This window comes from Streptomyces sp. NPDC002886, from assembly GCF_042888445.1.
Taxonomy (GTDB): Bacteria; Actinomycetota; Actinomycetes; order Streptomycetales; family Streptomycetaceae; genus Streptomyces.
The window spans coordinates 179360-206199 of record NZ_JBIAPV010000013.1 but is presented as its reverse complement, the minus strand read 5'-3'; the positions used below and the strand labels follow the sequence as shown (position 1 = coordinate 206199).

24 protein-coding genes are annotated in these 26840 nt (G+C 73.6%); 14 read left to right on the top strand and 10 right to left on the bottom strand.

All coding sequences use genetic code 11. The annotated features are described in order from the left end of the window. Positions 1 to 126: 126 nt before the first annotated feature. From ACFYYB_RS37490 to ACFYYB_RS37475, 4 genes are all read left to right on the top strand, one after another. Positions 127 to 1404 (top strand): aspartate kinase, encoded by a 1278-nt coding sequence (locus tag ACFYYB_RS37490; protein WP_327305404.1) that lies wholly within the window; start codon positions 127 to 129, stop codon positions 1402 to 1404. Next, a complete protein-coding gene (locus ACFYYB_RS37485) occupies positions 1401 to 2495 on the top strand; it encodes an aspartate-semialdehyde dehydrogenase (protein WP_389442198.1) in 1095 nt (364 codons plus the stop codon). Before ACFYYB_RS37490 ends, ACFYYB_RS37485 begins: the two co-directional genes overlap by 4 nt. Positions 2496 to 2753: 258 nt before the next feature. Then, positions 2754 to 3473: a SigE family RNA polymerase sigma factor gene (locus ACFYYB_RS37480; RefSeq protein WP_389442195.1), complete on the top strand. Its 720-nt coding sequence runs from the start codon at positions 2754 to 2756 to the stop codon at positions 3471 to 3473. After that, entirely contained in the window at positions 3470 to 4696 is a 1227-nt protein-coding gene (locus ACFYYB_RS37475; RefSeq protein ID WP_389442193.1) for a hypothetical protein, read from the top strand. Before ACFYYB_RS37480 ends, ACFYYB_RS37475 begins: the two co-directional genes overlap by 4 nt. Before the next feature lie 81 nt (positions 4697 to 4777). On the opposite strand, the gene ACFYYB_RS37470 is transcribed toward ACFYYB_RS37475, so the two are convergent. Both ACFYYB_RS37470 and ACFYYB_RS37465 read right to left on the bottom strand, forming a co-directional pair. After that, positions 4778 to 5587, bottom strand: coding sequence for an SURF1 family protein (locus tag ACFYYB_RS37470; protein WP_389442191.1), 810 nt, complete (start codon positions 5585 to 5587; stop codon positions 4778 to 4780). 78 nt (positions 5588 to 5665) lie between these two features. Beyond that, entirely contained in the window at positions 5666 to 7474 is a 1809-nt protein-coding gene (locus ACFYYB_RS37465) for a prolyl oligopeptidase family serine peptidase (RefSeq protein ID WP_389442188.1), read from the bottom strand. Between the two features lie 103 nt (positions 7475 to 7577). Between ACFYYB_RS37465 and ACFYYB_RS37460 the strand changes: the two genes are divergently transcribed. Genes ACFYYB_RS37460 through ACFYYB_RS37450 form a run of 3 tightly spaced genes read left to right on the top strand, consistent with a single transcriptional unit; the run spans position 7578 to position 9684 of the window. Continuing rightward, positions 7578 to 7745 (top strand): hypothetical protein, encoded by a 168-nt coding sequence (locus ACFYYB_RS37460; protein ID WP_389442186.1) that lies wholly within the window; start codon positions 7578 to 7580, stop codon positions 7743 to 7745. 16 nt (positions 7746 to 7761) lie between these two features. Further along, the gene (gene codA / locus ACFYYB_RS37455) at positions 7762 to 9069 is read left to right on the top strand and encodes a cytosine deaminase (RefSeq protein ID WP_327305398.1); all 1308 of its coding nucleotides are present in this window, start codon (positions 7762 to 7764) and stop codon (positions 9067 to 9069) included. 6 nt (positions 9070 to 9075) lie between these two features. Beyond that, positions 9076 to 9684 (top strand): HD domain-containing protein, encoded by a 609-nt coding sequence (locus ACFYYB_RS37450; RefSeq protein ID WP_389442183.1) that lies wholly within the window; start codon positions 9076 to 9078, stop codon positions 9682 to 9684. Positions 9685 to 9722: 38 nt separating this feature from the next. Here the strand turns inward: ACFYYB_RS37450 and ACFYYB_RS37445 are convergent, their stop codons facing one another. Further along, positions 9723 to 10169, bottom strand: a complete 447-nt coding sequence (locus tag ACFYYB_RS37445) for a DoxX family membrane protein (protein ID WP_266879885.1) — start codon at positions 10167 to 10169, stop codon at positions 9723 to 9725. Positions 10170 to 10301: 132 nt separating this feature from the next. Further along, on the bottom strand, positions 10302 to 11405 hold the full coding sequence (locus tag ACFYYB_RS37440) for a sulfite oxidase (protein WP_389442181.1): 1104 nt from the start codon (positions 11403 to 11405) through the stop codon (positions 10302 to 10304). Between the two features lie 102 nt (positions 11406 to 11507). Between ACFYYB_RS37440 and ACFYYB_RS37435 the strand changes: the two genes are divergently transcribed. After that, the gene (locus tag ACFYYB_RS37435) at positions 11508 to 11897 is read left to right on the top strand and encodes an SHOCT domain-containing protein (RefSeq protein WP_389442179.1); all 390 of its coding nucleotides are present in this window, start codon (positions 11508 to 11510) and stop codon (positions 11895 to 11897) included. An 87-nt stretch (positions 11898 to 11984) separates the two neighbouring features. On the opposite strand, the gene ACFYYB_RS37430 is transcribed toward ACFYYB_RS37435, so the two are convergent. Together ACFYYB_RS37430 and ACFYYB_RS37425 are read right to left on the bottom strand one after the other, a co-directional pair. After that, entirely contained in the window at positions 11985 to 12593 is a 609-nt protein-coding gene (locus ACFYYB_RS37430; RefSeq protein WP_389442176.1) for a sigma-70 family RNA polymerase sigma factor, read from the bottom strand. 214 nt (positions 12594 to 12807) lie between these two features. Beyond that, a complete protein-coding gene (locus tag ACFYYB_RS37425) occupies positions 12808 to 13575 on the bottom strand; it encodes a hypothetical protein (RefSeq protein WP_389442173.1) in 768 nt (255 codons plus the stop codon). Between the two features lie 341 nt (positions 13576 to 13916). Here ACFYYB_RS37425 and ACFYYB_RS37420 point away from each other — a divergent pair, with 341 nt between their 5' ends. Beyond that, positions 13917 to 15032 carry an MFS transporter gene (locus ACFYYB_RS37420; protein ID WP_389442367.1) on the top strand — a complete coding sequence of 372 codons (1116 nt, stop codon included), beginning with the start codon at positions 13917 to 13919 and terminating at the stop codon, positions 15030 to 15032. Further along, the gene (locus ACFYYB_RS37415) at positions 15029 to 16108 is read left to right on the top strand and encodes a sugar ABC transporter permease (protein ID WP_389442170.1); all 1080 of its coding nucleotides are present in this window, start codon (positions 15029 to 15031) and stop codon (positions 16106 to 16108) included. Before ACFYYB_RS37420 ends, ACFYYB_RS37415 begins: the two co-directional genes overlap by 4 nt. Positions 16109 to 16602: 494 nt before the next feature. Here the strand turns inward: ACFYYB_RS37415 and ACFYYB_RS37410 are convergent, their stop codons facing one another. After that, positions 16603 to 17823: an acyl-CoA dehydrogenase family protein gene (locus ACFYYB_RS37410; protein WP_389442365.1), complete on the bottom strand. Its 1221-nt coding sequence runs from the start codon at positions 17821 to 17823 to the stop codon at positions 16603 to 16605. Positions 17824 to 18016: 193 nt separating this feature from the next. Between ACFYYB_RS37410 and ACFYYB_RS37405 the strand changes: the two genes are divergently transcribed. Together ACFYYB_RS37405 and ACFYYB_RS37400 are read left to right on the top strand one after the other, a co-directional pair. Then, on the top strand, positions 18017 to 20080 hold the full coding sequence (locus ACFYYB_RS37405; protein ID WP_389442167.1) for a CoA transferase: 2064 nt from the start codon (positions 18017 to 18019) through the stop codon (positions 20078 to 20080). Further along, the gene (locus ACFYYB_RS37400) at positions 20077 to 21858 is read left to right on the top strand and encodes a class I adenylate-forming enzyme family protein (protein ID WP_389442165.1); all 1782 of its coding nucleotides are present in this window, start codon (positions 20077 to 20079) and stop codon (positions 21856 to 21858) included. Before ACFYYB_RS37405 ends, ACFYYB_RS37400 begins: the two co-directional genes overlap by 4 nt. A 111-nt stretch (positions 21859 to 21969) precedes the next feature. On the opposite strand, the gene ACFYYB_RS37395 is transcribed toward ACFYYB_RS37400, so the two are convergent. From ACFYYB_RS37395 to ACFYYB_RS37385, 3 genes are read right to left on the bottom strand one after another with little or no spacing between them, the layout of a single operon-like run. Next, positions 21970 to 22815: an ABC transporter substrate-binding protein gene (locus ACFYYB_RS37395; RefSeq protein WP_389442162.1), complete on the bottom strand. Its 846-nt coding sequence runs from the start codon at positions 22813 to 22815 to the stop codon at positions 21970 to 21972. Next, positions 22755 to 23660, bottom strand: a complete 906-nt coding sequence (locus ACFYYB_RS37390) for a metal ABC transporter permease (protein WP_389442159.1) — start codon at positions 23658 to 23660, stop codon at positions 22755 to 22757. Before ACFYYB_RS37390 ends, ACFYYB_RS37395 begins: the two co-directional genes overlap by 61 nt. Next, a complete protein-coding gene (locus tag ACFYYB_RS37385; RefSeq protein ID WP_389442156.1) occupies positions 23657 to 24280 on the bottom strand; it encodes a metal ABC transporter ATP-binding protein in 624 nt (207 codons plus the stop codon). Before ACFYYB_RS37385 ends, ACFYYB_RS37390 begins: the two co-directional genes overlap by 4 nt. Positions 24281 to 24509: 229 nt before the next feature. Here ACFYYB_RS37385 and ACFYYB_RS37380 point away from each other — a divergent pair, with 229 nt between their 5' ends. Together ACFYYB_RS37380 and ACFYYB_RS37375 are read left to right on the top strand one after the other, a co-directional pair. Next, positions 24510 to 25952: a vanadium-dependent haloperoxidase gene (locus ACFYYB_RS37380; RefSeq protein ID WP_389442154.1), complete on the top strand. Its 1443-nt coding sequence runs from the start codon at positions 24510 to 24512 to the stop codon at positions 25950 to 25952. A 292-nt stretch (positions 25953 to 26244) separates the two neighbouring features. Then, on the top strand, positions 26245 to 26781 hold the full coding sequence (locus ACFYYB_RS37375; RefSeq protein ID WP_389442363.1) for a DM13 domain-containing protein: 537 nt from the start codon (positions 26245 to 26247) through the stop codon (positions 26779 to 26781). The last annotated feature ends 59 nt before the right edge of the window (positions 26782 to 26840 follow it).

Sequence of the window (26840 nt, the reverse complement as noted above, 5' to 3'; positions counted from 1 at the left end):
GGAAAACACGTCGGCGGGGGAACCCGTCTGCTGATCTTTTCGTCTCATGATGTGGTACGAAGCGGTCGTATCGCGGCCGCTAGTTAGACTGCACCAGCAATGAGACGGACTGAGCGAGGAGCGCACGTGGGCCTTGTCGTGCAGAAGTACGGAGGCTCCTCCGTAGCCGATGCCGAAGGCATCAAGCGTGTTGCCAAGCGGATCGTGGATGCCAAGAAGAACGGCCACCAAGTGGTCGTCGTGGTTTCCGCGATGGGCGACACGACGGACGAGCTGATCGATCTCGCCGAGCAGGTGTCCCCGATGCCTGCCGGGCGCGAATTCGACATGCTGCTGACCGCGGGAGAGCGGATCTCCATGGCCCTGCTGGCCATGGCGATCAAAAACCTGGGCCACGAGGCCCAGTCGTTCACCGGCAGCCAGGCAGGCGTCATCACCGACTCGGTCCACAACAAAGCGCGCATCATCGATGTCACGCCGGGCCGTATCCGCACCGCGCTGGACGAGGGCAACATCGCCATCGTCGCCGGCTTCCAGGGTGTGTCGGCGGACAGCAAGGACATCACCACCCTCGGCCGGGGCGGCTCGGACACGACCGCCGTCGCGCTCGCCGCGGCGCTGGACGCCGAGGTCTGCGAGATCTACACCGATGTCGACGGCGTCTTCACCGCGGACCCCCGCGTCGTGAAGAAGGCCCGGAAGATCGACTGGATCAACTCCGAGGACATGCTGGAGCTCGCGGCCTCCGGCTCCAAGGTGCTGCTGCACCGCTGCGTCGAGTACGCGCGCCGCTACAACATCCCGATCCACGTCCGCTCGTCCTTCTCGGGACTGCCGGGCACCTGGGTCAGCAACGAGAATCCGCAAGGGGACGAGCCGGTGGAGCACGCCATCATCTCCGGAGTCGCTCACGACGTCTCCGAAGCCAAGATCACGGTCGTCGGCGTCCCGGACAAGCCGGGTGAGGCCGCGGCCATCTTCCGCGCCATCGCGGACGCCGAGATCAACATCGACATGATCGTGCAGAACGTGTCCGCCGCCTCCACGGGTCTGACGGACATCTCCTTCACCCTCCCCAAGGCCGAGGGCCACAAGGCCATCGACGCCCTGGAGAAGGCGAAGGGCACCATCGGCTTCGAGTCCCTGCGCTACGACGACCAGATCGGCAAGATCTCCCTGGTCGGCGCGGGCATGAAGACCAACCCCGGCGTCACCGCCTCGTTCTTCCAGGCGCTGTCCGACGCGGGCGTCAACATCGAGCTCATCTCCACCTCGGAGATCCGGATCTCGGTCGTGACCCGCCAGGACGACGTCAACGAGGCCGTCCGCGCCGTGCACACGGCCTTCGGACTCGACAACGACAGCGGCGACGAAGCCGTCGTCTACGGCGGCACGGGACGTTGAACCCGCCCGCGGCCCGGTCCGTCCCGGCTCCGGCACTCGCCGTGGTCGGGGCGACCGGAGCCGTCGGCACCGTCCTGCTCCAGATGCTGTCCCAGCGGGCCGATGTCTGGGGCGACGTACGCCTGATCGCCTCCGCCCGCTCGGCCGGCCGCAGGCTGACCGTGCGCGGTACGCAGACCGAGGTGCTCGCCCTCACCGAAGACGCCTTCGACGGCCTCGGGGCGGGCGACATCGCGGTCTTCCTGACCCCGGCCGAGGTCTCGGCCCGGTGGGCCCCCGTCGTCACCGCGCGGGGGACCGTCGTGGTGGACCAGTCCGCGGCCTTCCGCGAGGACCCCGAGGTACCGCTGGTGGTGCCCGAGGTGAACGGCCACGCGGCCCGGATCCGGCCGCGCGGGATCGTCGCCGGGCCCGACTGCGTGACCGCGGCGATGATCGCGGCCCTGGGCGCACTGCACGCCGAGTACGCGCTGGCCGAGCTGGCCGTCTCCACCTACCAGGCCGCGAGCGCGGCCGGCCGGGTCGGCTCGGAGGCCCTGCGCCGCCAGCTGTCCCTCGTCGCCGGCAGCTCCCTGGGGGAGCTTCCCGGGGACGTGCGCCGCGCCGTGGGCGAGGACACCGGGCCCTTCGCGGGTCCGCTCGCGCTCAACGTGCTGCCGTGGTCCGGTGAGCTGCGCGAGGACGGCTGGTCCTCGCACGAGCTGGCCGTACGGGCGCAGACCCGTCGGATCCTGGAACTGGCGGAGCTGCCGGTGTCCGTGACCTGCGTACAGGTACCCGTGCTGACCGGCCACTCGCTGACCGTACGGGCCCGCTTCGAGAGCGTCGTCGAGGCGGTGCACGCCCGGGAGATCCTGGAATCGGCGCCCGGGGTGGTCCTCGTGGACGACCCGGCCGCGGGGGAGTTCCCGACGCCCTCGGACGCCGCGGGAACGGATCCGGCCTGGGTGGGGCGGGTGCGGCGCTCGCTCGACGACCCGCGTGCCCTGGAGTTCTTCGTCTGCGCGGACAACCTCCGCCAGGGTGCTGCGCTGAATGCCACACAAAATGCGGAGCTAATCGCGGCTGGTTTTAGCTCCTTCACTTTGTAGGATCATCGTTAATACCTTGATCGAGGTGATGGCCCGACGGCCGTCGTCGTACGACGACGCGCGCCCGGGTGTGCGGCTACGCAAGAAGACGATGAGAATCCCGCCGATGAATCTGCCATGCGCGTACAACCCTGCCGGGGGCACGCGAGTCCAACTGGCGTGGCAGAAGCATTGCTCGAACACCCCGTCCTTGCGGCGCGGACCGGGACGATCCCCGTCCCGCCGCGTCTGCGATCCCGTACGCCCGGTGGGTTCCCGGTGATCGTTCCCGTTCCGCCCGCCGCGACGGCGTCCGGAGCGCCCCTGCTGCCCGGGGTGCCCGCCGCGCCCGGCGTCGGCCTGCCCGGACCGGCCAAGGACGGCCGCGTGCCCGGGCCGCGCGACAGCGCGGAGGACATCGGGAGCACGAAGCCGGTCGAGCAGGCCGCGGTGGCCGCGGTGGCCGAGCCGGTCACGGTGGCCGAGCCGGCCGAGGTGGTCCAGGGGACCACCGTCGACCACCTCACCGAGACCTACCAGGCCCACTACCGCTCGCTCCTGGGCCTCGCCGCGCTGCTCCTCGACGACACCGCCTCCTGCGAGGACGTCGTCCAAGAGGCCTTCATCCGCGTCCACTCGGCCCGCAAGAAGGTCCGGGACCGGGACAAGACCCTGGCCTACCTCCGCCAGACCGTCGTCAACCTTTCGCGCTCCGCCCTGCGCCGCCGCATCCTCGGCCTGAAGCTCCTGTCGAAGCCGATGCCGGACATGGCGAGCGCCGAGGAAGGCGCGTACGACCTGCTCGAACGGGAAGATCTCATCAAGGCGATGCGCGGGCTCCAGCGACGCCAGCGCGAGGTGCTGTCGTTGCGCTACTTCTCTGACATGACGGAGAGCCAGGTCGCCGAGGTCCTCGGCATATCGCTCGGTTCGGTCAAGGCGTACGGATCGCGGGGCATTGCCGCGCTGCGGGTGGCGATGGAGGCTGCGCAGTCATGAGTGAGGACCGCAAGACGAACGACGGCGAAGCCCGGGAGCTGCCCGGCCAGTCCGGCGGATCCGCGTCCGGGGGCCCGGAGGCGCTGCGGGAGCTCGTGTTCGGCAAGCCGACTCCGGCGAAGACGGCGAAGACGGCGAAGACGGCGGACACGCCGGACGCGGCGGACCCGGAGCCCCTGGGCGAGGAGGACGCGCTGCGCGTCCTGCTGCACGGGGTCGTCGGTGGGATCGAGCCCTCCGGCGACGCGCTGGACCGTCTGCGGCACGCGGTCCCCGCGCGCCGGGTCCGCAACCACAGGATCCTCGTTGCCGCGGCGGCGGCCGTGGTGGTGCTGGGCGGCTCGGTGCCGGTGGGCCTGTACATGACCTCCGGGGCGGGCGGAGACTCCGGCCGTTCCGTCACGGCGGGGCACGGCCAGACGGGCGACAACGCCAAGGACGGGTCCGGGCTGCACCAGAACGGCTCCGCCCGTCCGAAGCCCAAGAGGTCCTCCGACAAGGACCGGGACAAGGACAAGAAGGACAAGGACGAGGAGAACGGCGCCAGCGCGTCGCCCACCCCGCCCGGCGGCTTCCCGAGCACCGGCGGCTCGGCGGTCACCCCGCCCCGCGCGACCCCCGGAAGCGGCTCCACCGGCAGTGTCGGGGGTGGTGTGCTGCCCCCGCCCGCGTCCTCGGACGCGCCCTTCTGCTCCGAGAGCCAGGTCGGGGTGGCGGCCAGTACCCGGGCCCCGTCGGCCGGCGGCAAGGTCTACGGCAGCTTCAGGGTCACCAACGTGTCCTCGAAGGGCTGCACCGTCCGTGGTCCGGAGAGCCTGACGGCCGGCCCGGCGAGCGAGGGCGGAGCCGGGGTCGCGGTCGTCAACCACGTCACGGGCGACCCGGCGACCGGGCTGCTGCCCGACCCGTCGGTGGAGACCCTGAAGCTGGTGCTCCCGCCGAACGCCTCGTACGAGGTCCGCTTCGCGTGGGTGCCGCCGGAGGGCGGCTGTCCCGGTGCGAGCGGCGAGGGGGACAACGCGTCGAGCGAGGGCACCGGGGCCGCCCCGGACGCCGGGACGGGCACCGACACGGGCCAGGTCCAGGCGGAGACCCCGCCGCTCGGTGCCGTGGTGACCCACACGCCCAACACACTGGGGCCGGACGGTCCGACGACGCAGACGACCATCGCCGAGGCGTGCGGCGGAACGGTGTACCGGACGGGCGTCATCCCGCTCAGGTAGACCTGTTCAGTCGGACCCGTTCAGGCGGACCCGCTCGCGTAGACCCGTGACGGGGCCCGGACCGGGCCCCGGACCCCTCGGTTACGCCGAGCCCGCCCCGGCCGGGGCCGGCTCCGCGGGGTTCCGCTCCGCCGGGGTCTCCTCGACGAGGCCCGCCTCCGCGTCGCGCAGGGTCTCCACCTCGCGCCGGTACAGCCGGAACCACATGAAGAGCACGAACGCGGCGAAGACGAACCACTCGCCGGTGTAGCCGAGGTTCTGGAAGGCCTTCAGGTCGAGCCCCGTGTTGGCCGGAGCCTGCGCCGGTACCGGAGTCATCCCGTCGGCGGGCGTCTGCACGGTCAGCCAGGCGTCGTACAGGCCGTACGGCACGATGTTGACGAGCGAGGCGGCCCCGATGACACCGAGCTGCCCGGCCGGCAGTCCGCCCGAGGAGTAGACGCCCTTGCTGGTGGAGTTCTCCGAGGCCTGGAGCGCGCCCGTCACCTCGACGCGGCCGGCGGGCGGGGCCGGGGCCCGGCCCGCGTCGGCGCTGCCGGGCAGCCAGCCCCGGACCACGGGAACGGCCTTGCCGGTGTCGGTCTTCAGCAGGGTCAGGACGTAGAAGCCGGACTTCCCGTCGAGCCGCCGCTCGGGGACGAGGAGCTGGTCGGCGTACTCCCCGGAGACCGAGGCGAGCCGTCCCGAGGTCCGCTTGTCCACCGGGAGCAGCGACTCCAGCGGCGCGGCCGCCTGGTCGGCGGGGCGTGCGCTGGTCGCCTCCTTGTGGGTGTCGACGCGGTCCTCGAACCGGCCGAGCTGCCAGGTCCCCATGAACAGGCAGAAGGGAACGCCGAGCGCGACGAAGACGTTGATCCCCCACCAGCGCGGGGTCAGGAGAAACCGGTGCACCCCACCACCGTACGGGGGGTGCACCGGATCACCGGTGCCGGGGCTGCCGCGGGGGCCGTCGCCGGCCCGGCCGCGGGCCTATCGCGGCAGGTGCTTCAGCGCGAAGTCGATCTCCATCCGGACCTGCTTGATCCGCTCCTCCACGACGAGCGAGCCGTGCCCGGCGTCGTAGCGGTACACCTCGTGCTCGGCCCCGCGCGCGGCCAGCCGGTCCACGTAGTTCTCGATCTGCTTGATGGGGCAGCGCGGGTCGTTGAGGCCCGCCGCGATGTGGACGGGCGCCTTCACCGCGTCCACGTACGTCAGCGGCGAGGAGGCCTCGAAGCGCTCCGGGACCTCCTCCGGGGTACCGCCGAAGAGGGTGCGGTCCAGGGACTTCAGCGCCTCCATCTCGTCGTGGTACGCCGTCACGTAGTCGGCGACCGGGACGGCCGCCAGCCCCACCGCCCAGGCGTCCGGGTGGGTGCCCAGGCCCAGCAGGGTCAGGTAGCCGCCCCAGGAGCCGCCGGACAGCACCAGCCGCGCCGGGTCCGCGAGGCCGGAGCCCACCGCCCATTCCCGTACGGCTTCGACGTCCTCCAGCTCGATCAGGCCGACCCGGTGCTTGAGGGCGTCGGTCCACTCGCGTCCGTAGCCGGTCGAGCCGCGGTAGTTGACCCGGACGACCGCGAAGCCGTGGTCGAGCCAGGCCGCCGGGGTCGCGGCGAAGGCGTCGCTGTCGTGCCAGGTGGGCCCGCCGTGGATCTCGAAGATGGTGGGGAAGGGCCCGTCTCCGTGGCCTTCGGGGCGCTGGGCGAGGGCGTGGATCCGTCCGCCGGGGCCCTCGACCCACACGTCCTCGACCCGCACGGAGCCCGGCGGCCGGAAACCGGGAGGGTCGAGCACGACCCCGCCCGCGGTCGACCGGATGACGGAGGGCTCGGCCGCGGAGGACCACTGGTACTCCACGGACCCGTCGGGCCGCGCCGTCGCCCCCGATACGGTCCCCGGCGGCGTGTCCAGCCGTACGAGCTCCCGTGCGGCCAGGTCGTAGCGGAACAGCTCGCTGCGCGCCTCGTACTCGTGCTCGATCAGCAGCGCGGACCCGTCGGGGTACCACTCGGCGCCCACGTCGCCCGGCAGGTCGACGGCCAGCCCCTCTTCGGTGCCCGCGGCCACGTCCCACACCATCGGCTCCCACCGGCCGCGCCGCTGGTGGCCGATCAGCAGCCGGGTGTCTCCGGCGACGGGCGCGAAGCCGAGCACCGTGAGGCCCAGCTCCTCGGTGCCGCCCTTGGAGTCGTCGAGCTCGGCGACGGTGGCGCCGTCCAGGGTGATCACGCGCAGGGCCGAGTGCATCGCGTCGCCGTGCTCGGTGTGCTCGACGGCGAGCAGGGTGCCGTCCCGGGACAGGTCGCCGACGCCGGCCGACTCGCGGTGCCGGTAGACCACGGACGGCTCCGTCCCGTCGGGCCGCACCACGTGGATCGTGGTCCCGTCCTCGTCGGTGGAGCGCCCCACGACGGCCGTCCCGTCCCGCCCGATGGACAGCCCGGCCGGATACGAGGCCTCCAGCCCGGGAGTGGCGGGCTCGTCGGGGCCGCCCACGAAGGGCTGGCGGACCCAGGTGCCGAACTCGTCGCCGTCGGTGTCGGAGAACCACCAGACCCATGCGCCGTCGGGGGAGAGGGTGCCGTCGGTGGTCCCGTTCGGCCGGTCGGTGGCTTGCCGCTGGGCGCCGGTGGCGCGGTCCCAGGTGTAGAGCTCGTAGGTTCCGGTGGCGTTGGAGACGAAGAGCGAGCGGTCGGGCGCGTCCTCGGCCCATTCGGGCAGTCCCACGCGCGGGGCCCGGAAGCGCTTCTCCCAGTCGGGCATGGCGGTGTCGGTGTCAGCGGTGGCGTCAGTCATGCACCCATGTAACCCGATCGCCCGAGATGCCGACGGGGCCGAACGGGCGCAAGGTGGTCTGCGTACGAAGTTCCGTGGCATTCCCGGCGGAGGAGCAGTGGTCATGGCGAAGAAGGCGCACCGGAGCAAGCACGCCCATCAGGATTCCGAGGTCGCGATGGCCAAGAACACGGCGGCCGAGGCGCGCGCCAAGGCCGCCGTCCGCGATGTCCATTCGGTCTCCGCGAAGACCCGGGGCATGCAGCAGAAGTCCCAGGCCAAGCGGGGTTGAGCCGTAGGGTGGCGCCATGCGGATGATCGTCCGGGGCGCCCGGCTGCTGCACAGCGAAGGCCTGCACGACGTCGAGGTCGCGGAGGACGGGCGGATCGCGCGCGTGCTCCCGTACGACGACCAGAAGGAGCCCCCGGCGACGGGGGTGCTGATCGAGGCGCACGGCGGGCTGCTCAGCGCGCCCTTCGTCGAGCCGCACATCCACCTCGACACGGCCCTGACGGCCGGAGACCCGCGCCCCAACGTCTCCGGGACCCTCTGGGAGGGCATCGCCTGCTGGAGCGAGCGCAAGAAGACCCTGACCCGCGAGGACGTGATCGCGCGGGCCACCGAGGTGCTGCGCTGGCAGGCCGCGCAGGGCGTCCTGCACGTGCGCACCCACTGCGACGTCACCGACCCGGAGCTGACCGCGCTCGACGCGCTGCTGGAGGTGCGCGACCGGGTCCGGGACGTGATGACCCTGCAGATCGTCGCCTTCCCGCAGGAGGGCATCGTCTCCTTCCCCGGCGGCGAGAAGCTGCTGCGCGAGGCCGTCCGGCGCGGGGCCGACGTGGTCGGAGCGATCCCGCACTTCGAGGACACCCGGGAGGACGGGGTGGCCTCGCTGGCCGTCGCCTTCCGGCTGGCGGAGGAGCAGGGGCTGCGCGTGGACGCGCACTGCGACGAGATCGACGACGAGCAGTCCCGTTTCGTGGAGGTACTGGCCGCGCACGCCCTGCGCTCGGGGCTGCGCGGGCACGTCACCGCCTCGCACACGACGGCGATGGGCTCCTACGGCGGCGCCTACAGCTTCAAACTCCAGCGGTTGCTGTCCCGCTCCGGGATCAACCTCGTCTCGAACCCCTTCGCCAACCTCAACCTCCAGGGCCGCTTCGACGCCTACCCCAAGCGGCGCGGCCTCACCCAGGTCAAGGAGATGCTGGCGGCGGGGGTCAACGTGGCCTTCGGCCACGACGACGTGATGGACCCCTGGAACGCGCTGGGCACCGGCAACCCGCTGCAGACCGCCCTCGTCGGGATCTACGCCGCCCAGCTCACGGGAGCGGACGAGATCCCGGTGGCCTTCGAGATGGTGACCGAGCGCGCGGCGCGCGTGCTGGGCCTGTCGCCCTCGGAGTACGGGGTCCGCCAGGGCAACCCGGCCTCCTTCGTCCTGCTGCCCGCCGAATCGCCCACCGAGGCCGTCCGCCGCCAGGTCCGCCCGCGCTACGTGGTCTCGCGCGGCACCGTCCTCGCCGAGACCCCGGCGGCTCCGGCCCGGCTGCTGGCCTGGCCGGGAGAGGAGGGTCCCTCGGAGGTGGACTTCCGCGTCCGCCTACTGTGAGCGTCCATGACCTTTGTGACATGGACTCTTGACACTCCGTCGGCCCGCGCCGCGCTGGAGGTCGCCTCCGAGTACACGGACGCGGCGCTGCTCAACCACTCCGTCCGCTCGTACGCCTTCGGGGCCGAGTACGCGGACCGGCACGGGCTCTCGTACGACCGCGAGCTCTTCTACGTCAGCGCCCTGGTGCACGACCTCGGGCTGACCGCGCCCTTCGACAGCCACACCCTCCCCTTCGAGGAGGCGGGCGGCCACGTCGCGCGCGTGCTGACGGCCGGGCTGGGCTGGCCCGCGGAGCGGCGGGCGCGCGCCGAGGAGATCATCGTGCGGCACATGCGCGAGGACGTCACGGCCGCCGAGGACGTGGAGAGCCACCTGCTCCAGATCGGTACGACCGCGGACGTCTCCGGGGTCGGCGTCCTGGACGCCGACCCCGTCTTCACGTCCGCGCTGCTCACCGAATACCCGCGCCTCGGCTTCGGCGACGCCTTCTTCGCGCTGGTCAGCGACCAGGCCGCGCGCAAGCCGCAGTGCGCGGCGGCGGCCTACGTGGCGAGCGGCGCGAAGGAGCGCATCGCGGCGAACCCGCTGGACCGGCGCGGCCGGGCCGTCTAGCCGGATCAGCCGTACAGCCGGATCAGCCGTCCAGCCGTCTAGAAGAGCCCCAGGGCGTTGTCCAGGGACCAGACCTGCCAGCCCATCGCGAAGAAGGCGACTCCGGAGATCAGGGCCATCATCAGGTTCTGCCCCTGCTCGCCCCAGTCGTGGATCATCAGGATCAGGTAGACCAGGTTGAGCAGCAGCCCGGCGAGCAGGGCTATCGGGGTCAGGAACCCGACGATCAGGCCCAGGCCGAGGGCCAGTTCGGCGTAGGCGACGAGGTAGGCCATGAAACGCGGGTAGGGCTTGACGACGACGTCGAAGCCGCGCGTGACGAACCCCCATCGGTGCTTCTCGGCGACGCCGGCCGCCCAGCGGATGCCGCCTCCGCCGAACCAGTCCTTCTTGTCCTTGTGCCGCCAGCTCTCCAGCCACCACAGCCCGAGCCCGATCCGCAGAACGGCGACCCATTCGGGCCCGCCGAGCCAGATGGTCTGCATCCTCGGTTCCCTTCCTCGTTCTCTCAGAAAGATCTGACGATGTGTCAGTTTCGAGGGAAGGGTACGGGTGTGGCAAGGGGTTGGCCGACGAGGTTGGCGACGGGGTCCGCGGGCAGGGGGTGCCGACAGGGTTCAGTGGCACACGACGGAGACGGCCTGCGCCTGGTTGTTCCCGAAGCCCCCGCGATTCCAAGGCTGTTGCACCGGCTGCGTGCGCCCCGAGGCGTCGGTGGCGCGGACCAGGAGGGTGTGGCGGCCCGCGACCGCGGTCCAGTCGGCGTGCCAGCCCTGCCAGGCGTACGGGTGCCCGCCCTGCGGCAGCACCTCGGCGTCGGCCCAGCCGCCGCCCCCGTCGGTGCTCAACTCGACGCGCACGACCGGCCCGTACCCCGACCAGGCGCGCCCGGCGAGCCGTACGGGGCCGGGGCGCACCACCCGGGTGCGGGACATGAAGTCGGGGAATCCCGGCGGGATCAGCAGGGCGCGCGGGGCGATCCGGGTGACGGGCTCGCCGGGCTCCTCGGCGGCCTGCCGGTACCGGTAGGCGGTGGCCTGCTGATAGCCGCCGAAGGCCGTGTCGACGAGCTCGATATCGCGCAGCCACTTCACGTGGGCCATCCCGTACCAGCCCGGGACGACCAGCCGCAGCGGATGCCCGTGCTGGGGCGGCAGGGGCCCGCCGTTCATGGTGTGGGCGAGCAGCACGTCCTCGCCGACGGGCAGCGGCAGGCTGCGCCGGTAGTCCTGCTCGACGCCCCGCTCCACCCCGTGGTCCGCGCCCGTGAACACCGCCTCCACGGCGTCCGGCGTCACCCCGGCCTCCGCGAGCACCGCGCGCAGCGGCACCCCCGTCCAGTCGGCCGTCCCCACCGCCTCCACCAGCCAGGGCTGGCTGACCGGCCGCGGGGACAGCAGGGCCCGCCCGTTGCCGGCGCACTCCATGGTGACCCGGCGGGTCACGGAGGGCAGGCTCCGCAGGTCGCGCAGCCGTAGCTCCAGGGGGGTGCGGAGGCGGCCGCGCACGGTGAGGTGCCAGTCGGTGCCGGTGCCCGTGTCCGGGATGTCGTAGTGCACGAGCACGTAGTGCAGCCCGGCCGGCGTGACCTCGTACCGCAGGGCCTCCAGGGGGAGTCCGTGATTGCGCGCGGCGAGCGCGAGCTCGTCCTGGCCGATGCCCTCCCCGGGGGCGGCGATCCGGCCCGGGGGGCTGATCCCGGTGAGGGGGCGCTCCTCCATGGGTTCATGGTCCCGCGGTCGCGTCGGACCGGCTACTCCGCGTGCGGATCACTCAATCAGACGGTATGAATTGATCTGTCCCTTATGTGATCGGAGTGAAGCGTGGACGACTATCCACTGCTCAACCTGTTCTGGACCATGCTGTGGCTCTTCCTGTGGGTCATGTGGTTCTTCCTGCTGTTCAAGGTGATCACTGACATCTTCAGGGACCACGAGCTGCACGGCTGGGGTAAGGCGGGCTGGCTGATCCTGGTGCTCCTGCTGCCTTACCTCGGCGTCCTCGTCTACCTGATCGTCCGCGGCAAGAGCATGAGCCAGCGCGACGTGAAGCAGGCGCAGGCGAACGAGAAGGCCTTCCAGGACTACGTCCAGAAGGCCGCGGGCCCCCGCAGCAGCCCGGCTGAGGAACTCGCCAAGCTGTCCTCCCTCAAGGAGCAGGGCCACCTGACCCAGGAGGAGTTCGACAAGGCCAAGGAGAAGCTCCTGACCTGAGGGGCTGCTCCATCTGCCCGCCGATCGGGGGCCGGACCGCGAGAGCGCGGTCCGGCCCCCGGTCGCGTGTTCCGGGTCCTTTGCGCGTCAGGCCGTGGCGGGGTCCGTGTCCTCCAGCAGGTCGATCAGGGACGAGCGGGCCCGCGCCACGCGGGAGCGGACGGTGCCTATCGGACAGCCGAGCATGAGCGCCGCCTCCGCGTACGGCAGACCCATGAGCTGGGTGAGGACGAAGACCTCGCGGCGCTCGGCCGGGATCGCCGCCAGGAGCTCCGCGAGCGCGACGCCGTCCTCGAAGCCGGGTACGCCGCGGGGCTGGCTCTGCTCGGCCGCGGTCTGCCAGTCGTCTCTGTCGGCGATCTTGGGGCGGGCCGCCTTGTGGCGCAGGCTGTCCACCACGGTGCGCCGCGCGATGGAGAGCAGCCAGGTACGGGCGGAGGAGCGGCCCTCGAAGCGGTGGAGGCTGCCGAGGGCGCGCAGGAAGGTCTCCTGGGTCAGGTCGTCGGCGGACTGCGGGTCCGCGCTGAGGTAGGCCACGTAGCGGCGCACGTCGTGGTGCAGGGCGCGGACGAACCGGTCCACCGCGACGGGGTCGCCGTCACGGGCGGCCAGCGCGAGGAGCGTGACGCCCTCGTCGGGTCCGGCGGTGCGGCGGGTGGGGGCGCTGGTCGGGCGGGTGAGCAGGGCAGCGGTCATCGCCTGGAGTCCTTCGGGGAATCCGGCCGGACGCGATGCCACGACGCGGGGGCGCGGAGCGCGGGGTGCCCGAGGCGGCAGGGCGACCCACGTGCGCCCGCGGCGCGGGCGGCGCGAGGCCGGGGAACGGGTGGTACGGCCTGCCGGACGGCATGACCGATGCCCGAGGCGCGGTACGGGCATGCGTACCCGTGGCGCGTCGGGGAGCCGGCTGTCAGACGACAGCGATCCCGTGAGGTGGACCCCGTGAGGTGAGGGCGTCGGCGAGCAGCAGCCCGCGGGGCATCCGGACCCGGTGGTTCCGGGCGGGGCGGACCCGCGGCCGGTGCGGGGGCGCGGGAAGCCGGAAGAGCAGCCGCAGCGGTACGAGGAACCGGGCGGCGACGGCGCGCAGCACGCGGAAGGCGCCGCGTTCCCCGTACGCGAGCCAGAGGCCGCAGATCACGGCGGCCAGGAGGTGGCCGGCGAGCATGCCCGCAGGCGACATGGCACCCATGGCGTGCGCGTCCGGCACCGGCACGGCCGCCGCGCCGAACGAGGAACCGTCGGCCATCCCGGACATGCCGGCCATCCCGTGCGCGCCATGGGACCCGTGCACGCCGTGAGCCCCGTGCGTGACCGGCGCCCCGTGCGCACCCTGCGCCCCGGCCATCCCGTGTACGTCCGCCCGCTGGCGGAGCGCGGCAGGCACGTCGCAGAGCAGGTACCGGCCCCAGCGGCGGCCCAGGGAGCCCAAGGAGGACCCCGGCTCCGGGGTCCGCGTCACGGCTGCCTGGGCGAGCGAGAACCCGCCGTGCAGGGCGGCCTGGACGCCGAGGGTCGCGGAGACGACGGCCGCGAGGCCGCGCTCCCGCCCGGCGAGGAGCCAGCCGGTCGCCGAGGTTCCGGCGAACGCCGCGGTCATCCCCCACCAGGGCACGGAGGACCCCGACATGAGGATGTGCCCGAGGGCCGAGAGCAGCACGCAGGTGGCCGCGAACATCGCGGCCCGTACGGCTCGGCAACATCGACCCGGTGTCATGGCCGGGCCATCGTTGCACCGGCCAGACAGGGACGACAGAGGGCATCAGGTTTTCTCATCGGCCGGAAACCGAACCCCCACCTCTTGTGGCGCACGCCACAACAGGCCCTGGGAACCAGCCCGTTCGCGGATCCGACTCCTGTCCGGACTGAGCCTGACGTCGAGCGGCGAGACGAGAACGGGGTGGACGAGCGGTGGCGGACCGAACCGGTTCGGCGAAGACCTCCGGAGCATCCGGGACGGCAACCGAGAGCCCTGCCGACGTCGGTCCGGGCGCGCTGACGGCCCTGCTCACCGGCGCCATGGCCTTCTCGATGCTCCAGCTCTTCCTCCTCGGCGCACTCGGCCCGCGCCTGGTGGGGGAGTTGCGAGTCCCGCCCGCCGTGCTCGGCTGGACCACCACGGTCGGATTCGGTACGGCCGCCGTGCTGTCCCCGCTCGGCGGGAGGCTGGTGGACCGGATCGGGCCGCGCCGCTCCCTCGTCCTCCTGCTGTCGGTGTCCGCGGCGGCGCTCGCGCTGATCGGCGCCGCGCCCGGCACCGGCTTCCTGCTCGCCGCCGTCGCGCTGGGCGGACTGCCCCAGGCCCTGGCCAACCCGGCGACCAACAAGGCCATCCTCGCCGCGGTGCCCCCCGGCCGTCGGGGCCCGGTGACCGGCATGAAGCAGTCGGGCGTCCAGCTGGGCGCCTTCGCCGCGGGGCTGCCGCTCACGGCACTGGCCGGCGGGATCGGCTGGCGCGGGGCGGTGTGGACGGCCGCCGCCACCGCCGCGCTGGCGGCGCTGTGGGCGCGCCGCGCCCTGCCCGCGGACCCGCCGGCGGCCCCGGCCGGTCCCCGCGCCCCGCTCGTCCCGCGGGGTGCCATCGCCTGGCTGGCGGTGTTCTCCCTGTTCCTGGGCTGCGGCATCGCCTCGGTCAACACCTACGTGGCCCTCTTCGGCGCGCAGCGGCTCGGCATGGGTCCCACCGCGGCCGGCGCGCTGGTCGCGGTGCTCGGCGTCGCGGGCATCGCCGGGCGGGTCGGCTGGTCGAAGGCGGCCCGGCCGGGGCGCGCCGAATGGCTGCCCGGAGCCCTGGCCGCCGGAGCGGTGGGGGCGGCCGTCCTGCTGGCCGCGGCGCCGACCGTACGACCGCTGGTGTGGGTGGCGGCCGTGGCCGTCGGGGTGTTCGCGGTAGCGGCCAACGCCGTCTCGATGGTCCTGGTGATGCAGCGCTCCGCCCCCGGCCGGGCCGGCCAGGATTCCGCCCTCGTGGCCGCCGGCTTCTTCACCGGCTTCGCCGTCGGCCCCCTCCTCTTCGGCCCCCTCGCGAACGCCGGCCGCTACGGGACGGGCTGGCTGCTGGTGGCGGCCGAGTTCGGCGTGGCCGGTGCCGTCGGGATGACCTGGGCGGTACGGGAGCGGAGGCGGGGCCGTTGACGACGCGAACGGATCCATGGGCGGAACGTGCGTTCGCGCGACTCCTCGCGCGGGTGGCCGCCACGGCGTCCGACATCGACGCGGAGCGCTTCCCGCTGTACGCGGATCCGCACACGGGGGAGTGGACGACGACCGGCCGGGGTTCCTGGGCAGGCGGCTTCTGGGCAGGCCTGCTGTGGCTGAGGGCCCGGCACACGGGAACCGCGGCCGACAAGTCCGCGGCATCGGCCTGCACCGCACGCCTGACCGGCTGGGTCGACGCCGACACCTCCACCCGCGGGCTGATCCTCTGGTACGGAACGGCCCTGGCCTTCGAGGACCCCGGAGCAGAGCAACTGCGTTCCCGCGCGGCCGGAGCCTGCCTCTCAGCCGTGGACGAGGAACTCGGCCTGCTGCCCTGGGGGTCGGCCTTCGGCGGTCCGCGACTGCTGGCCCGGGTGGACGGCCTGCCGGGCACGGTCACCCTGCTCGCCACCGTCGGCCCGGCGGCCGCCGCATCGCACCTCCAGCGCCACCTGTCCTTGTGCCTCCCCGGCCCCGGGACGGAGGCCCGCCCCGCCCGTGACCTCGTACCGGCCTGGTCCTACAAGGCGGAGACGGGCTGGCGGGAGTGCGCGGAGCCGGCGCCGGGCTGGAGCAGAGGACCGGCCTGGCTGCTCCTCGCACTGGCCGACGCACTGCACCGCCCCGCCGTGACCGCCTGCCTGCCGGGCCACCCGCAGACACTGGCGGAACGTCTTGCCGACACGTGGACAGGACCGGGCACCCCCCTCATACCGCCCGCGGAAGCGGCCCGCCCGGACGGCCCGCCGGACACCTCCGCCGCGGCCGTCACGGCCGTCGCCCTCCTGAAGCTGTCCCTGCTGCCCGGCCCCCGCGCAGCGGCGTACGCGCACCGCGCGGCGCAGATCCTGAAGCACCTGGTCGACCACCACTTCTCCGGGGGCCGCCTGCTGAACGGCTGCTACGACGCGCACAAGGGAGTCGCGACCCACCACGAACTGGTGTGGGGCGATTTCTTCCTGGCCCTGGGCCTGGCCGCCCTGACCGGGCGAGCCGACCTCCGCACGGTCTGAACCCTCACCGCCGCCCCCCCCGTCGAGATCAGCCAGGGACGCCGGTCAGTCGCCAATCCGACTGGGAGCGCGTAGCGACCGGTCGCGCCCCCCGACTCCGAGAGGCTGTATGTCGTCCTCTCGCTCGTGGTGGCGGGCGACGGTCACGGGAAGGGTGTCCAGACGCCCGGCCCTGGATGCTCTGATCGCCCCGCGGGGGTGTGGTGACTGAGCTCACTGTCCTGCCGGGGCGGTGTCCGGATGCCCCCGGCCTCAGGGGGCCACAAGGAAGCGACTCGGCCGCTCCTCCCGGTCCTCCCTCCCGGCCGTTCCTCGGGGGGATCCCGGAAGTCTTGTGGCGTTTCGGTGTGGGTCGGTCGGTCAAGGGTGGCCGAAGGCCATCGCGAAGCGACGCGACCGCAGGGAGCGCCCTTGAGGGACCGGCCCACACCGAAAGGACACTGGACTTCCGGGATCCCCCCGGACCATGCCAACGCCACCGACCAACCCGCAGCTCAGATTCCGCCCCCGCCCCCGCCCCCGCCCCCGCCCCCGCCCCCGCCGCCGCCCCCGTATCCCCCCAGCACCCGCCGAGCCACCGCCGTGATGTGCAGTTCGTCCGGCCCGTCCAGGATCCGGGCCGTGCGGCCCGAGCGATAGAGGGCGGGCAGGGGGGTGTCGGGGCCCAGGCCGGCCGCGCCGTGGATCTGGATGGCCGCGTCGGTCACCTGCTGGAGCATCCGGGCGGCCGCCACCTTGGCCAGGCCCACCTCCACGTGCGCGTCCCGTCCCGCGCTGATCGCGGCGACGGCCTCGTGGACGAGCGGCCGGGTGCCGCGCAGCAGCAGGAGCGACTCGAAGACGTGGCTCTGCACCAGCTGGTGTGCTCCGAGCGGGCCGCGCGACCCGGTACGGGAGTTCACGCGTGCGCACATGAGGTCGAACGCGCGCTGCGCCTGGCCCAGCCAGCGCAGACACCGCAGGGTGCGGCCCAGTTGGAGGCGTTCTGCGGCGATGGCCAGGGCCCGGCCGCGTTCGCCCAGGAGGTGGTCGGCGGACACGCGCACCCGATCGAACTCGATCTCCCACTGCCCGCCCGCACCCAGCACCGGCAGCTCCCGCACCACCCGGAACCCCGGGGCGGAGGTGGGGACAACAAGCAGCGACAGCCCCGTACGGTCGCCCGCCCGCCCGTCGGTGCGGGCCAGTACGGTGACCAGATCGGCCTCGGCGGCGTGCGAGGTGAACCACTTGCGGCCGCTCAGGATCCAGCTCCCGTCCGCCGCCTCCACCGCGTGCGTGGAGGTGAGGTAGGGGTCCGTGCCCGGGGTCTCCGGGTCGGTCATGGCGTAGCAGGCGCGCAGTTCGCCGGCCGTCAGCCGACGCGGGTACAGCGCGCGCACCCGGTCGCCGCCGTGCCGCCACAGCATCGTGGCGTCCAGCAGGGGCGCCGACCCCAGTGCCGCCGGTCCGTGGTCGCTCGCCCCCTCGGCCTCGGCGAGCCGTGCGTAGCGCGCCAGACCGAGCCCTTGGCCGCCCAGCTCCACGGGCAGCGGGAGGGCCCAGAGGCCCGCCTCCTTCGCCCCGGCCTGGAGCTCCCGCAGGGCCGCCGCCGCGGCGGGGCCGCCCGCGTCGAGCACGGGCTCGCGGGGCATCACCCGCTCCCGTACGAACTCGGCCACCCGGTCCCTCAACTCCAGCTCGCTGAAACCGGGTTCCTCCGAGACGCGCGCCACGCCCCCTTCGCCCTCCACCACCCGCTCCTCCACCACTCGCTCCTCCACCACTTTCCTCGGCCCGCCGGGAACCCGTGGGAACGGCAGTGCGACTGCCTTCCCGTGGAACTGGTCGGGCGGGCCCGCCCCTTGGTTCCCGTACGGGATCACCTGCGGCGCCGGCCGATCGCCGGGCCGGGAGAAGAGGAGAGGCATGGCGTCACCCGCCGTCACCCACACCGCTCGGCCGCTCGACGGGCTGCGCTTCACCACCTCGGGACCGCCCGCGCTCGCCGGCCCGGTGGCCGAACACCTGAGGCTGCTGGGAGCGGTCGGCCCGGACACCGGGCAGGCCGCGGACGACGGCGGCGATGCGGCCCGCATCACGTTGACGGACGACGGCTTCGGAACCACCCGCACCCACGCCACCACCTCTCTCCACACCCACACCCACACCCCCGCCACCGCGACCCTCCGCTGGTCATCCCCGGAGGCGGCCCTGCTGGGCGTCACCGACGAGGCGACCGTGCAGGCCGCGACCGGGATCATGGCCGTGCACGGCCGCCGCGACGGTCTACCGCGGGGGCTCGCCGTGGACTACGCCACCACCGCGACGGCCGTCCTCACCACGCAGGGGCTGCTCGCCGCCCTGCTGGCCCGGGCCAGGGGGTGCGAGGGCGCCGCCGCGCAGCCGCACACGTACGTGGACCGGGCCGGGCTGCTGGTCGTGTCCCAGTACCTCGCCGCGAGCGGCGCCGATGAGGGCGAAGCCGCCGAACTGGCTCCCGGGGGCCCGCCCTTCACCGCCACCGACGGCACGCTCTTCGAGCTGGAGACGCTGGATCCCAGTGCCTGGGCCGGGTTCTGGCGGGCCCTGGACGCCCCGGCCGACGCGGTACGGGCCGGGTGGCGGCCCTTCCAGTTCCGGTACGCCACCGCGTGCGCGCCCTTCCCCGAAGCCTTGCACGCCACCACCCGGGCCCACGGCTGGCAGCGGATCCGCGATGCGGCGGCCGCGTCGGGGGCCGAGGTGTGCCGGCTGCGGACCCTGGCCGAGCGGGCCGCCGAGGACGACGGAGCCGCCCCCTGGACCCTGGCCCCGTACGGCCCCGGCGGCCGCGCCCGCCCGAAGCCGACGCCGCCCACCCCCGGCCGGCCCACCCCCGGCCCCCTCACCGGCATGACCGTTCTGGAGGCCGGCCGGCGCGTCCAGGCACCGCTCGCCGCCCACCTCCTGGGGCTGCTCGGCGCCGAGGTGATCCGGATCGAGCCGCCGGGCGGTGACCCGCTGCGCGGCATGCCTCCCACCAGCTCGGGGATCTCCGCCCGCTGGCTGGCCCTGAACCGGGGCAAGCACGCCGTGGAGATCGACATCAAGTCGCCCGCCGACCGGCTGCGGCTGGCCGCGCTGGCGGCCGGAGCCGACGTGTTCCTGCACAACTGGGCCCCGGGAAAGGCGGCCGAGCTGGGCCTGGACTGCGCCGACCTCGCGCGGGTGAACCCCGCGCTCGTGTACGCGTACACCGGCGGCTGGGGCACGGGCCGGATCGCCGACCCGCCGATGGGCACGGACTTCATGGTCCAGGCCCGCACCGGAGTCGGCGAGGCGGCCCGCCCCGAGGGCGAGCCGCCCGCACCCTCCCTGATGACCCTGCTCGACGTGCTGGGCGGGTTGCTCGGCGCCGAGGCGGTCCTCGCGGGGCTGCTGCTGCGCGAGCGCACCGGGCGGGGGGTCCGCGTGGACTCCTCGCTGCTCGGCGCCGCCGATCTGCTCACCGCCCCCGCTCTGCACCGCGTGCGGCGCGGGGAGCGCGGCCGCCGGCCCACGGGGTTCCGTACGCCCCTGCGCACCGCCGACGGCTGGATCGCCCCGGCCGACGCGGACGCCCGCGCGGTGGCCGAGGCCTCCCGGGGACTCGCGGACCTGTCCACCGACGACGCCCTACGAGCACTCCGCGCGCGCGGCCTCACCGCGACCGCTGTCACCACGGACCTCGCCGACCTCCACAACGGGCACGCCGAGGGGCACGACAACGGGCACGCCGAGGGGCACGACAACGGGCACGCCGAGGGGCACGACAACGGGCACGCCAACGGGCACGCCGACCTGCACCACGACCGGCACCACATCCCGCCCCACAACCGGCCCCCCACCCCACCCCACACCCCGCCCCACACCCCGCCCCACACCCCGCCCCAAGACCCGCGCTTCGCCGGCTCGATCAGCCGGGACGCGCACGGTGCCCCCGCCGTTCCCGACCCCTGGAGCTTCGTATGACCGTCGCACTGCACGATCTGCTGCCCGTGGGCCTGCGCCGCTCGTGGGCGGTCGACGGAACCTGTCCCGACCTCGACCTCTACAGCCTCTTCCGGGCCCGCCAGATCTCCGACCTGCACCACACCGCGGTCGTCGACGCCAAGGGCAAGCTCTGCTACACCGCGCTCGACCGCAAGGTGCGATGTCTGGCCACCGGCCTCGCGGCGCTCGGCGTACGGCCCGGCGACGTGGTCGGTGTCCAACTCCCCAACGGCCGCGACGCGGTCATCGCGGACCTGGCCCTGGCTGCCCTCGGAGCGGTGGCCCTACCCTTCCCCGTGGGCCGGGGCGGCCAGGAGGCCCGCTGCCTGCTGCGCCGCGCAGAAGCCGTGGCGGTGATCGCCGCGGTGGAGCACCGGGGCCACCGGCACGCCGCCGAACTGCGCGACCTGGCCCCCGAACTACCCGCGCTGCGCCATGTCATCGCGGCCGGCGGACCGGCGGGCACGGAGCCCGAAGGAACGATCCGGCTCGCGGCGCTGCTGCGTTCCGACCCGGCCGCCTTCGTACCTGCCCGGCCCGACCCCGACAGCGCCGCCCGCATCCTGGTGTCCTCGGGTTCGGAGGCGGAGCCGAAGATGATCGCCTACTCCCACAACGCCCTCGCCGGCGGCCGCGGCAACTTCCTCGCTTCGCTGATGCCCGACGGGACGCCGCCGCGCTGCCTGTTCCTCGTACCGCTCGCGTCCGCCTTCGGCTCGAGCGGGACCGCGGTCACCCTCGCCCGGCACGGCGGAACCCTGATCGTCCTCGACCACTTCACCCCGGAGGCGGCCCTCGCGGCGGTGCGCGAGCACCGGCCCACGCACGTCCTCGGGGTGCCCACGATGATCCGCATGATGCTCGACCGGCTGGAGGCGGAGGCCTCCGGGGGAGAGGGGCAGCCGCTCCCCGCCCCCACCGCCCTGATCCTCGGCGGCGCCCCCCTCGACGAGACCACCGCCGAGAGCGCGAGCCGCGCCTTCGGCTGCCCGGTCGTCAACCTCTACGGCTCGGCCGACGGGGTCAACTGCCACACCGGGCTGGGCGCGACGACCCCGGACTCCGAGGGCACGGGCGTCGCCGCCGGCCGCCCCGACCCCCGGGTCGCCGAGATCCGGATCACCGACACCGAGACGCACGAGCGGCTCCCCGACGGGGCGATCGGGGAGATCATCGCGCGCGGCCCGATGACCCCCATGTGCTACGTCGCCTCCCCGGACCTGGACGCCCGGTACCGCACGCCCGAGGGGTGGGTCCGTACGGGCGACCTCGGCTTCATCGACGAGGACGGGGTCCTGCACGTCGTCGGCCGCCTCAAGGACATCGTCATCCGCGGCGGAGCCAACATCAGCCCCGCCGAAGTGGAACGGGAGCTCTCCTCCCACCCCCTCGTCCGCGACGTCGTCTGCGTCGGGGTCCCGGACGCGGTGATGGGCGAACGCCTCGCCGCCTGCGTCGTCCCCCGCGGCGCGCGGTCCCCCAGCCTCGACTCCCTGGGCGGACACCTCACGCTCCGCGGCCTCGACCGCCGCAAGCACCCCGAGCACCTGCTGCTGCTGGCGGAGCTCCCGCTCACCCCGGCCGGCAAACCCGACCGCGCGATGCTGCGGGCCCGCCTCGCGTCCGGCGCACCCGGCCATGGGGCCATTCGGGCCTTCGCCGAGCCCGCCGCCGAGGCCCGTACCGAGCCCGCCAAGGCCCGTACCGAGCCCGCCGCCCACCCCCGCACCGGACCCGCCGTCGGGGTCGGCGCGTAGACGAGGGCGGGGCGGCCCCGGTGGACCGCCCCGCCCTCCCGGCGTACCGGGGGCGCCACCCCCGTCCCACGCCTTCCGGCTCCTCCCCCTACCCTCCTACCCTCCTACCCCCTACCCCGCGGACCCGCCCACCTTGCCCATGGCCGCCTTCAGCGCGGCCCCCGCGTTGCGGTAGACCGGCAGCAAGTCCAAATCGTTCCCGGGGTAGTTGACGATCTGCACCTGCCGCGCGCCGGAGTCGGGCAGCACGGTCCCGGTCGACATGTGCGCGTTGTCCAGCACCAGCGCGGGCTTCTTCGCCGACAGCTCGGCCAGCTGCGCCGGGGTCACCGCCTCGGGGCCGTAGGTGCCCACGGTGGTGGCGCCCGCCAGCTTCGCCGACCAGGCGGTGAACACCTGGCTCACCGCCGACGGGCTCTTCCCGCCGGGCCAGGCGGCCCGGACGTCCTGCGCGACCCGCCCGTACTCGGCGTCGAAGTCGGCCGTCCACTTCGCGGCGGCGGCCTGCGTGCCGAACAGCGCGCCCAGCCGGGTGACTTCGGCCTTGACCTTGTCGGCGTCGTTGTCGAGGTTCACCTCCACCAGCTCCGCCTTCGACCCGGCGGCCTCCTTGATCTTCGCGGCGTACGGCTCGAAGGGCGCGTAGAGCACGAAGTCGGCCCCGGCGACGGCCGCGAGGTCGGAGGGCTTGGGGTCGTAGTCCGGGGCGTGGTGCACGGACTGCGGCACGATCACCTTGACGTCCTGTGCGCCGGCGGCCTTGGCGAAGGCGCCTTCCCAGGTGGTCGTCACGACGACGGTCGTCCGGGAGGGCGCGCCGCCCCCGGCGGAGGCGCCGCCACCGCCGCCCTTCCCGTCCTCGGTGCCGCAGCCGGCCACCAGGGCCAGTGCCGGGGTCAGTGCGAGGAGGAGGGCGATGCGGGCCGAGCTGCTGCGGACGCGGGTTCGGGGCGCCATGAGCGGATTCTCCGTTCGGGTACGAGGTGCACCGCGAGGACGAGCGCCCCCGCGGTCAGGACGAGGACGGGCCCGGGGGGCCAGTCCAGCCGGAGGGCGATGAGGAAGCCGGTCAGGTTCACGAAGACGCCGATGCCCACCGCCCATCCGGTGATCGATTTCAGCGAGGTGCCCAGCCGGCGCGCGGCCAGGGCGGGCAACAGGGTCAGCGCGTCGACCAGCAGGGCGCCGGTGAGCTTGATGGCTCCGGCGACCGCGACCGCGACGAGCACCATCAGGACCGTGGTCAGCGCCCGGACCGGCACGCCCGAACACTGCGCGAGCTCACGGTCGTACAGCAGTAGCGCCACTTCGCGCCGCCGCCACCAGAACAGGCCGGGCACGAGGACGGCCAGGACGCCGAGCACCACGAGATCGGCGCCGCCGACGGACAGGATCGAGCCCCACAGCAGTGCGAACGCCCCCGAGGCGTTCACCCCGGACACCGCCAGGAGCAGCAGCGCGGCGGCGATCGCCAGGCTCATCAGCAGCCCCATCGCCCCGGACAGCCCGTCCGGGGTCCGGGCCAGCGGGGCGACCCCGGCTCCGGCCAGGGCGCAGGCCACCAGCGCGCACAGCATGGGGTCCAGTCCGGTGAGCAGCCCGACGGCGATGCCCAGCAGCGCCACGTGCATCATCGCGAAGCGCACCGGCATGATGTCCAGCCCGACGATGACCACACCGATCACGGGCAGCCCGACGGCGGCGAGCAGCAGGGCGAAGCCCGCCCGCTGCACGGGTGGAAGTTGCAGCAGGGTGCCGAGGTCGGCGCTCGCGAGGGAGGCGGCCGCGAGGGTGGCGCTCACCGGATCTCCCGCACGTGTCCGGCGGCCATCTCCAGGACCCGGTCGCAGCGTTCCGCGAGCGCCCGGTCGTGGGTGACGACGACGAGCGTCACGGGCAGCGCGGCCAGGACGTCGGCGGCCTCGTCCTGCCCGGCGAAGTCCAGGGCGGCGGTCGGTTCGTCGGCGAGCAGTACGCCGGCCCCCGCGGCCACGCAGCCGATCGCCCGGGCCAGGTACATGCGTTGCAACTGCCCGCCCGACAGGGTGTGCAGGGGCCGACCGGTCAGCGGGCCCACCCCCAGCCGGCCGGCGGCCTCGGCGGCCGCGTGCGGGTCCCCGCTGCTGGCGAGGAGCTCGCCGCCCAGCAGCGGGAAGCGTCCCGCGGCGGGCTTCTGCGGGATCCACGCGCACGCCCGCCGCCGCCAGACCGGGTCGCCCGTGCGGCCGCCGACCAGGATCTTCCCGCTGACCTGCGGGTGCAGCCCGAGCACGGCGCGCAACAGGGTGGTTTTGCCCGATCCGTTGGTGCCGGTCAGTGCGACGCGCTCGCCCGCGGCGATCTCCAGGTCGACGCCGGACACGGCCTCGATGCGCCCGTGCCGGCAGCCCACCCCTTCCATCCGCACGTCCAGCCCGCCCATTCCACGCCCTTCCGCTGTCACCGGTCGCCTCTCCGCGTGGAGTTGGTCGGCTGGAAGGGGCTCGCGGTTCCAGCCGGGCACGGGCGGGTTCACGCCGCCCAGCCGGGCGGGACCGGCCATTCCGCCGGGGCGTTCCGTTTTCTACAAGCGCCCCGGTCCGCTCCGGGTCATGATCGCGCCGCCACCTCCCGTGGTGATCAACACGCATGTGGTCAAAGGGAGTCGAGCCGTGTTCGAGATCATCAGCACCCCCCGTCGCACGCTCCGGTACCGGGCCCTCGCGGCCGTCGTCGTCCTGGCCGCGACCGGAACGGTCCTCGTCGCGGCCCCGCAGCCCGCCCAGGCGGCGCTGCCGGCGCAGTCGATAGCCGACCCCGTGCACTACTGGAACGACGTGCTGCAGAACGTCTTCCGCCGGGTCGGCGGCGGGCCCGTCCCGCTGGCCCGATCGGCCGCGATGATGAACGCCGCGATCTATGACGCGGAGTCCTCGTACCAGCTGAAGTGGAAGGGCAAGATCACCTCGGAGCCCTACATCAAGGCGGAGAACTACGTGGGCTGGGCCGAGGGGCCGGACGAGGAGGAGCGCGTCATCGGCCGCACGGCCTACAACATCCTCCTCGGCCTGTACGGCAACAAGCAGAGCCGCTACGCGGACCAGACGCAGTACCTCGACGCGCGCTTCCGCGAGCGTTTCGGCACCGAGCCCACCTCCGGCGACTTCCTGGACCTCTCCGTGGTCGGCCCGATGGTCAAGCAGATGACCGACGCCCGCACCGGCGACGGCTCCGACAACCCCCAGGTCTACGTGGGGGACAACAAGCCGGGCGCCTGGCGGCCGACGAGCTACCCGGACATGCCCGACGCCTCCTGCGACGAGGACAGTGACGCGGTCAGCCCGTTCTACGGCCAGGTCAAGCCGTTCTCGCTGGCCTCCGGCTCCCAGTTCCGCCCCACCACCCTGACCCAGTACGGCTCGTACGAGGCCCTGGTGGCGAGCGACGAGTACAAGCGGCAGGTCGATGCGGTCCGCCGGGCCGGCGCCGACAAGCCCACGGCCGCCACCCCGGTCGTCAACCGGACCCCCGACCAGCTCGCCGCGGCCTGGTTCTGGGCCAACGACAACAACGGCACCTACAAGCCGCCGGGCCAGATGCTCCAGGCCACCCGCGAGGTCGCCAAGGCCCGCGGCCTCGGGGTCTACGCGAACGCCCGCCTCTTCGCCCTCGTCTCCCTCGCCATGGCGGACACCGGGATCGCGGTCCGCGACGCCAAGTTCGCCACGCCCATCGACCTGTGGCGGCCCGTCTCGGCGGTCCGCGAGGGCGGCCTCGACCCCCAGTGGAAGCCGCTGCTGAAGAGCCCGACGGGCGTCAACGTCAGCCCCTGCTTCCCCGCGTACGTCTCCGGCCACGCCTCCTTCGGCGCCGCCTGGGCCGGGGTCATGAAGCGCTACTTCGGCAGCGACACCCTCTCCTTCGACCTCACCACCGACGATCCGCAGGCCCTGGTCAAGACCCGTCACTTCACCAGCTTCAGCGCGGCCGCCAAGGAGGACGCCGACAGCCGCATCTGGCTCGGCGTCCACTACCCGTGGGACGCCGCGGACGGCCTCGTCCTGGGCGACAAGGTCGCGAACCAGGTCTTCACCACCAAGCTCCGCACCCTCTGAGCCGACCTGGCCGGCCGACCCGCGGACCCGACCTGACGGGCCCGACTTGACGGGTACGGCCCCACCCGGCCGGATGACGTAAGCCTTTCGTCATCCGGCCGGGCCTGGTCCCACCCCGTGCCCGCGCGTTGAATGTCCAGGACGGCCGGCCGGCCGAACGCGAGGAAGGGCCCGACGAGTGACGCAGAACCCGGCGCGAGACGAGCCGCGGGACGAGCCGCGAGACGAGCCGCGTAACCAGCCGCAGGACCAGCCGCGGCACCCGGCGAAGAGGCGGGGCGTACGCAGGCTCCTGACCGTCCTCGCCCTCCCGGCGGCCCTCCTGCTGGGCCTCGGCCTGTACTGGTTCCAGCCCTGGAAGCTCTGGCAGGACGCCACGGTCAACGAGGCCCTCCCGGCGGCGTCCCCCGCGGCATCCGCGCCCCCGGCCACCACCCCCGGCGCCACCCCGGCCGCCACAGCCGCTCCCGTCACCCCCCGAACCCTCGCCCAGGGCACGCTGATCAGCCACGAGCACGCCACCTCCGGCACGGTGAAGCTCATCCGCCTCGCGGACGGCTCTCACACCCTGCGCCTGGAGAACCTCGACACCAGCAACGGCCCCGACCTGCGGGTCTGGCTGACGGACGCCCAGGTGAAGGAGGGCACGGCGGGCTGGCGGGTGTTCGACGACGGCAAGTACGTCAGCCTGGGCAAGCTCAAGGGCAACAAGGGCGACCAGAACTACGCGCTCCCGGCCGACGTGAACCCGTCGGACTACGGCAGCGTCACCATCTGGTGCGACCGCTTCGACGTCTCCTTCGGAGCGGCGGCCCTCACCACCGTGTGACCCTTGTCCCCGTATCGAGTACGCGCCACGGGCGCGCGGGAATCGGGGGGAAGAGCGTG

What these genes read in the sequence shown, in the direction of transcription:
- codA (WP_327305398.1), top strand. Translation starts at nt 7,762, where the DNA reads ATGCGGATGATCGTCCGGGGCGCCCGGCTGCTGCACAGCGAAGGCCTG.
- ACFYYB_RS37405 (WP_389442167.1), top strand. Translation starts at nt 18,017, where the DNA reads ATGGCGTCACCCGCCGTCACCCACACCGCTCGGCCGCTCGACGGGCTG.
- ACFYYB_RS37385 (WP_389442156.1), bottom strand. Translation starts at nt 24,280, where the DNA reads ATGGGCGGGCTGGACGTGCGGATGGAAGGGGTGGGCTGCCGGCACGGG.
- ACFYYB_RS37425 (WP_389442173.1), bottom strand. Translation starts at nt 13,575, where the DNA reads ATGTTCGCGGCCACCTGCGTGCTGCTCTCGGCCCTCGGGCACATCCTC.
- ACFYYB_RS37440 (WP_389442181.1), bottom strand. Translation starts at nt 11,405, where the DNA reads ATGGAGGAGCGCCCCCTCACCGGGATCAGCCCCCCGGGCCGGATCGCC.
- ACFYYB_RS37400 (WP_389442165.1), top strand. Translation starts at nt 20,077, where the DNA reads ATGACCGTCGCACTGCACGATCTGCTGCCCGTGGGCCTGCGCCGCTCG.
- ACFYYB_RS37460 (WP_389442186.1), top strand. Translation starts at nt 7,578, where the DNA reads ATGGCGAAGAAGGCGCACCGGAGCAAGCACGCCCATCAGGATTCCGAG.
- ACFYYB_RS37465 (WP_389442188.1), bottom strand. Translation starts at nt 7,474, where the DNA reads ATGACTGACGCCACCGCTGACACCGACACCGCCATGCCCGACTGGGAG.
- ACFYYB_RS37430 (WP_389442176.1), bottom strand. Translation starts at nt 12,593, where the DNA reads ATGACCGCTGCCCTGCTCACCCGCCCGACCAGCGCCCCCACCCGCCGC.
- ACFYYB_RS37475 (WP_389442193.1), top strand. Translation starts at nt 3,470, where the DNA reads ATGAGTGAGGACCGCAAGACGAACGACGGCGAAGCCCGGGAGCTGCCC.
- ACFYYB_RS37445 (WP_266879885.1), bottom strand. Translation starts at nt 10,169, where the DNA reads ATGCAGACCATCTGGCTCGGCGGGCCCGAATGGGTCGCCGTTCTGCGG.
- ACFYYB_RS37420 (WP_389442367.1), top strand. Translation starts at nt 13,917, where the DNA reads ATGGCCTTCTCGATGCTCCAGCTCTTCCTCCTCGGCGCACTCGGCCCG.
- ACFYYB_RS37395 (WP_389442162.1), bottom strand. Translation starts at nt 22,815, where the DNA reads ATGGCGCCCCGAACCCGCGTCCGCAGCAGCTCGGCCCGCATCGCCCTC.
- ACFYYB_RS37450 (WP_389442183.1), top strand. Translation starts at nt 9,076, where the DNA reads ATGACCTTTGTGACATGGACTCTTGACACTCCGTCGGCCCGCGCCGCG.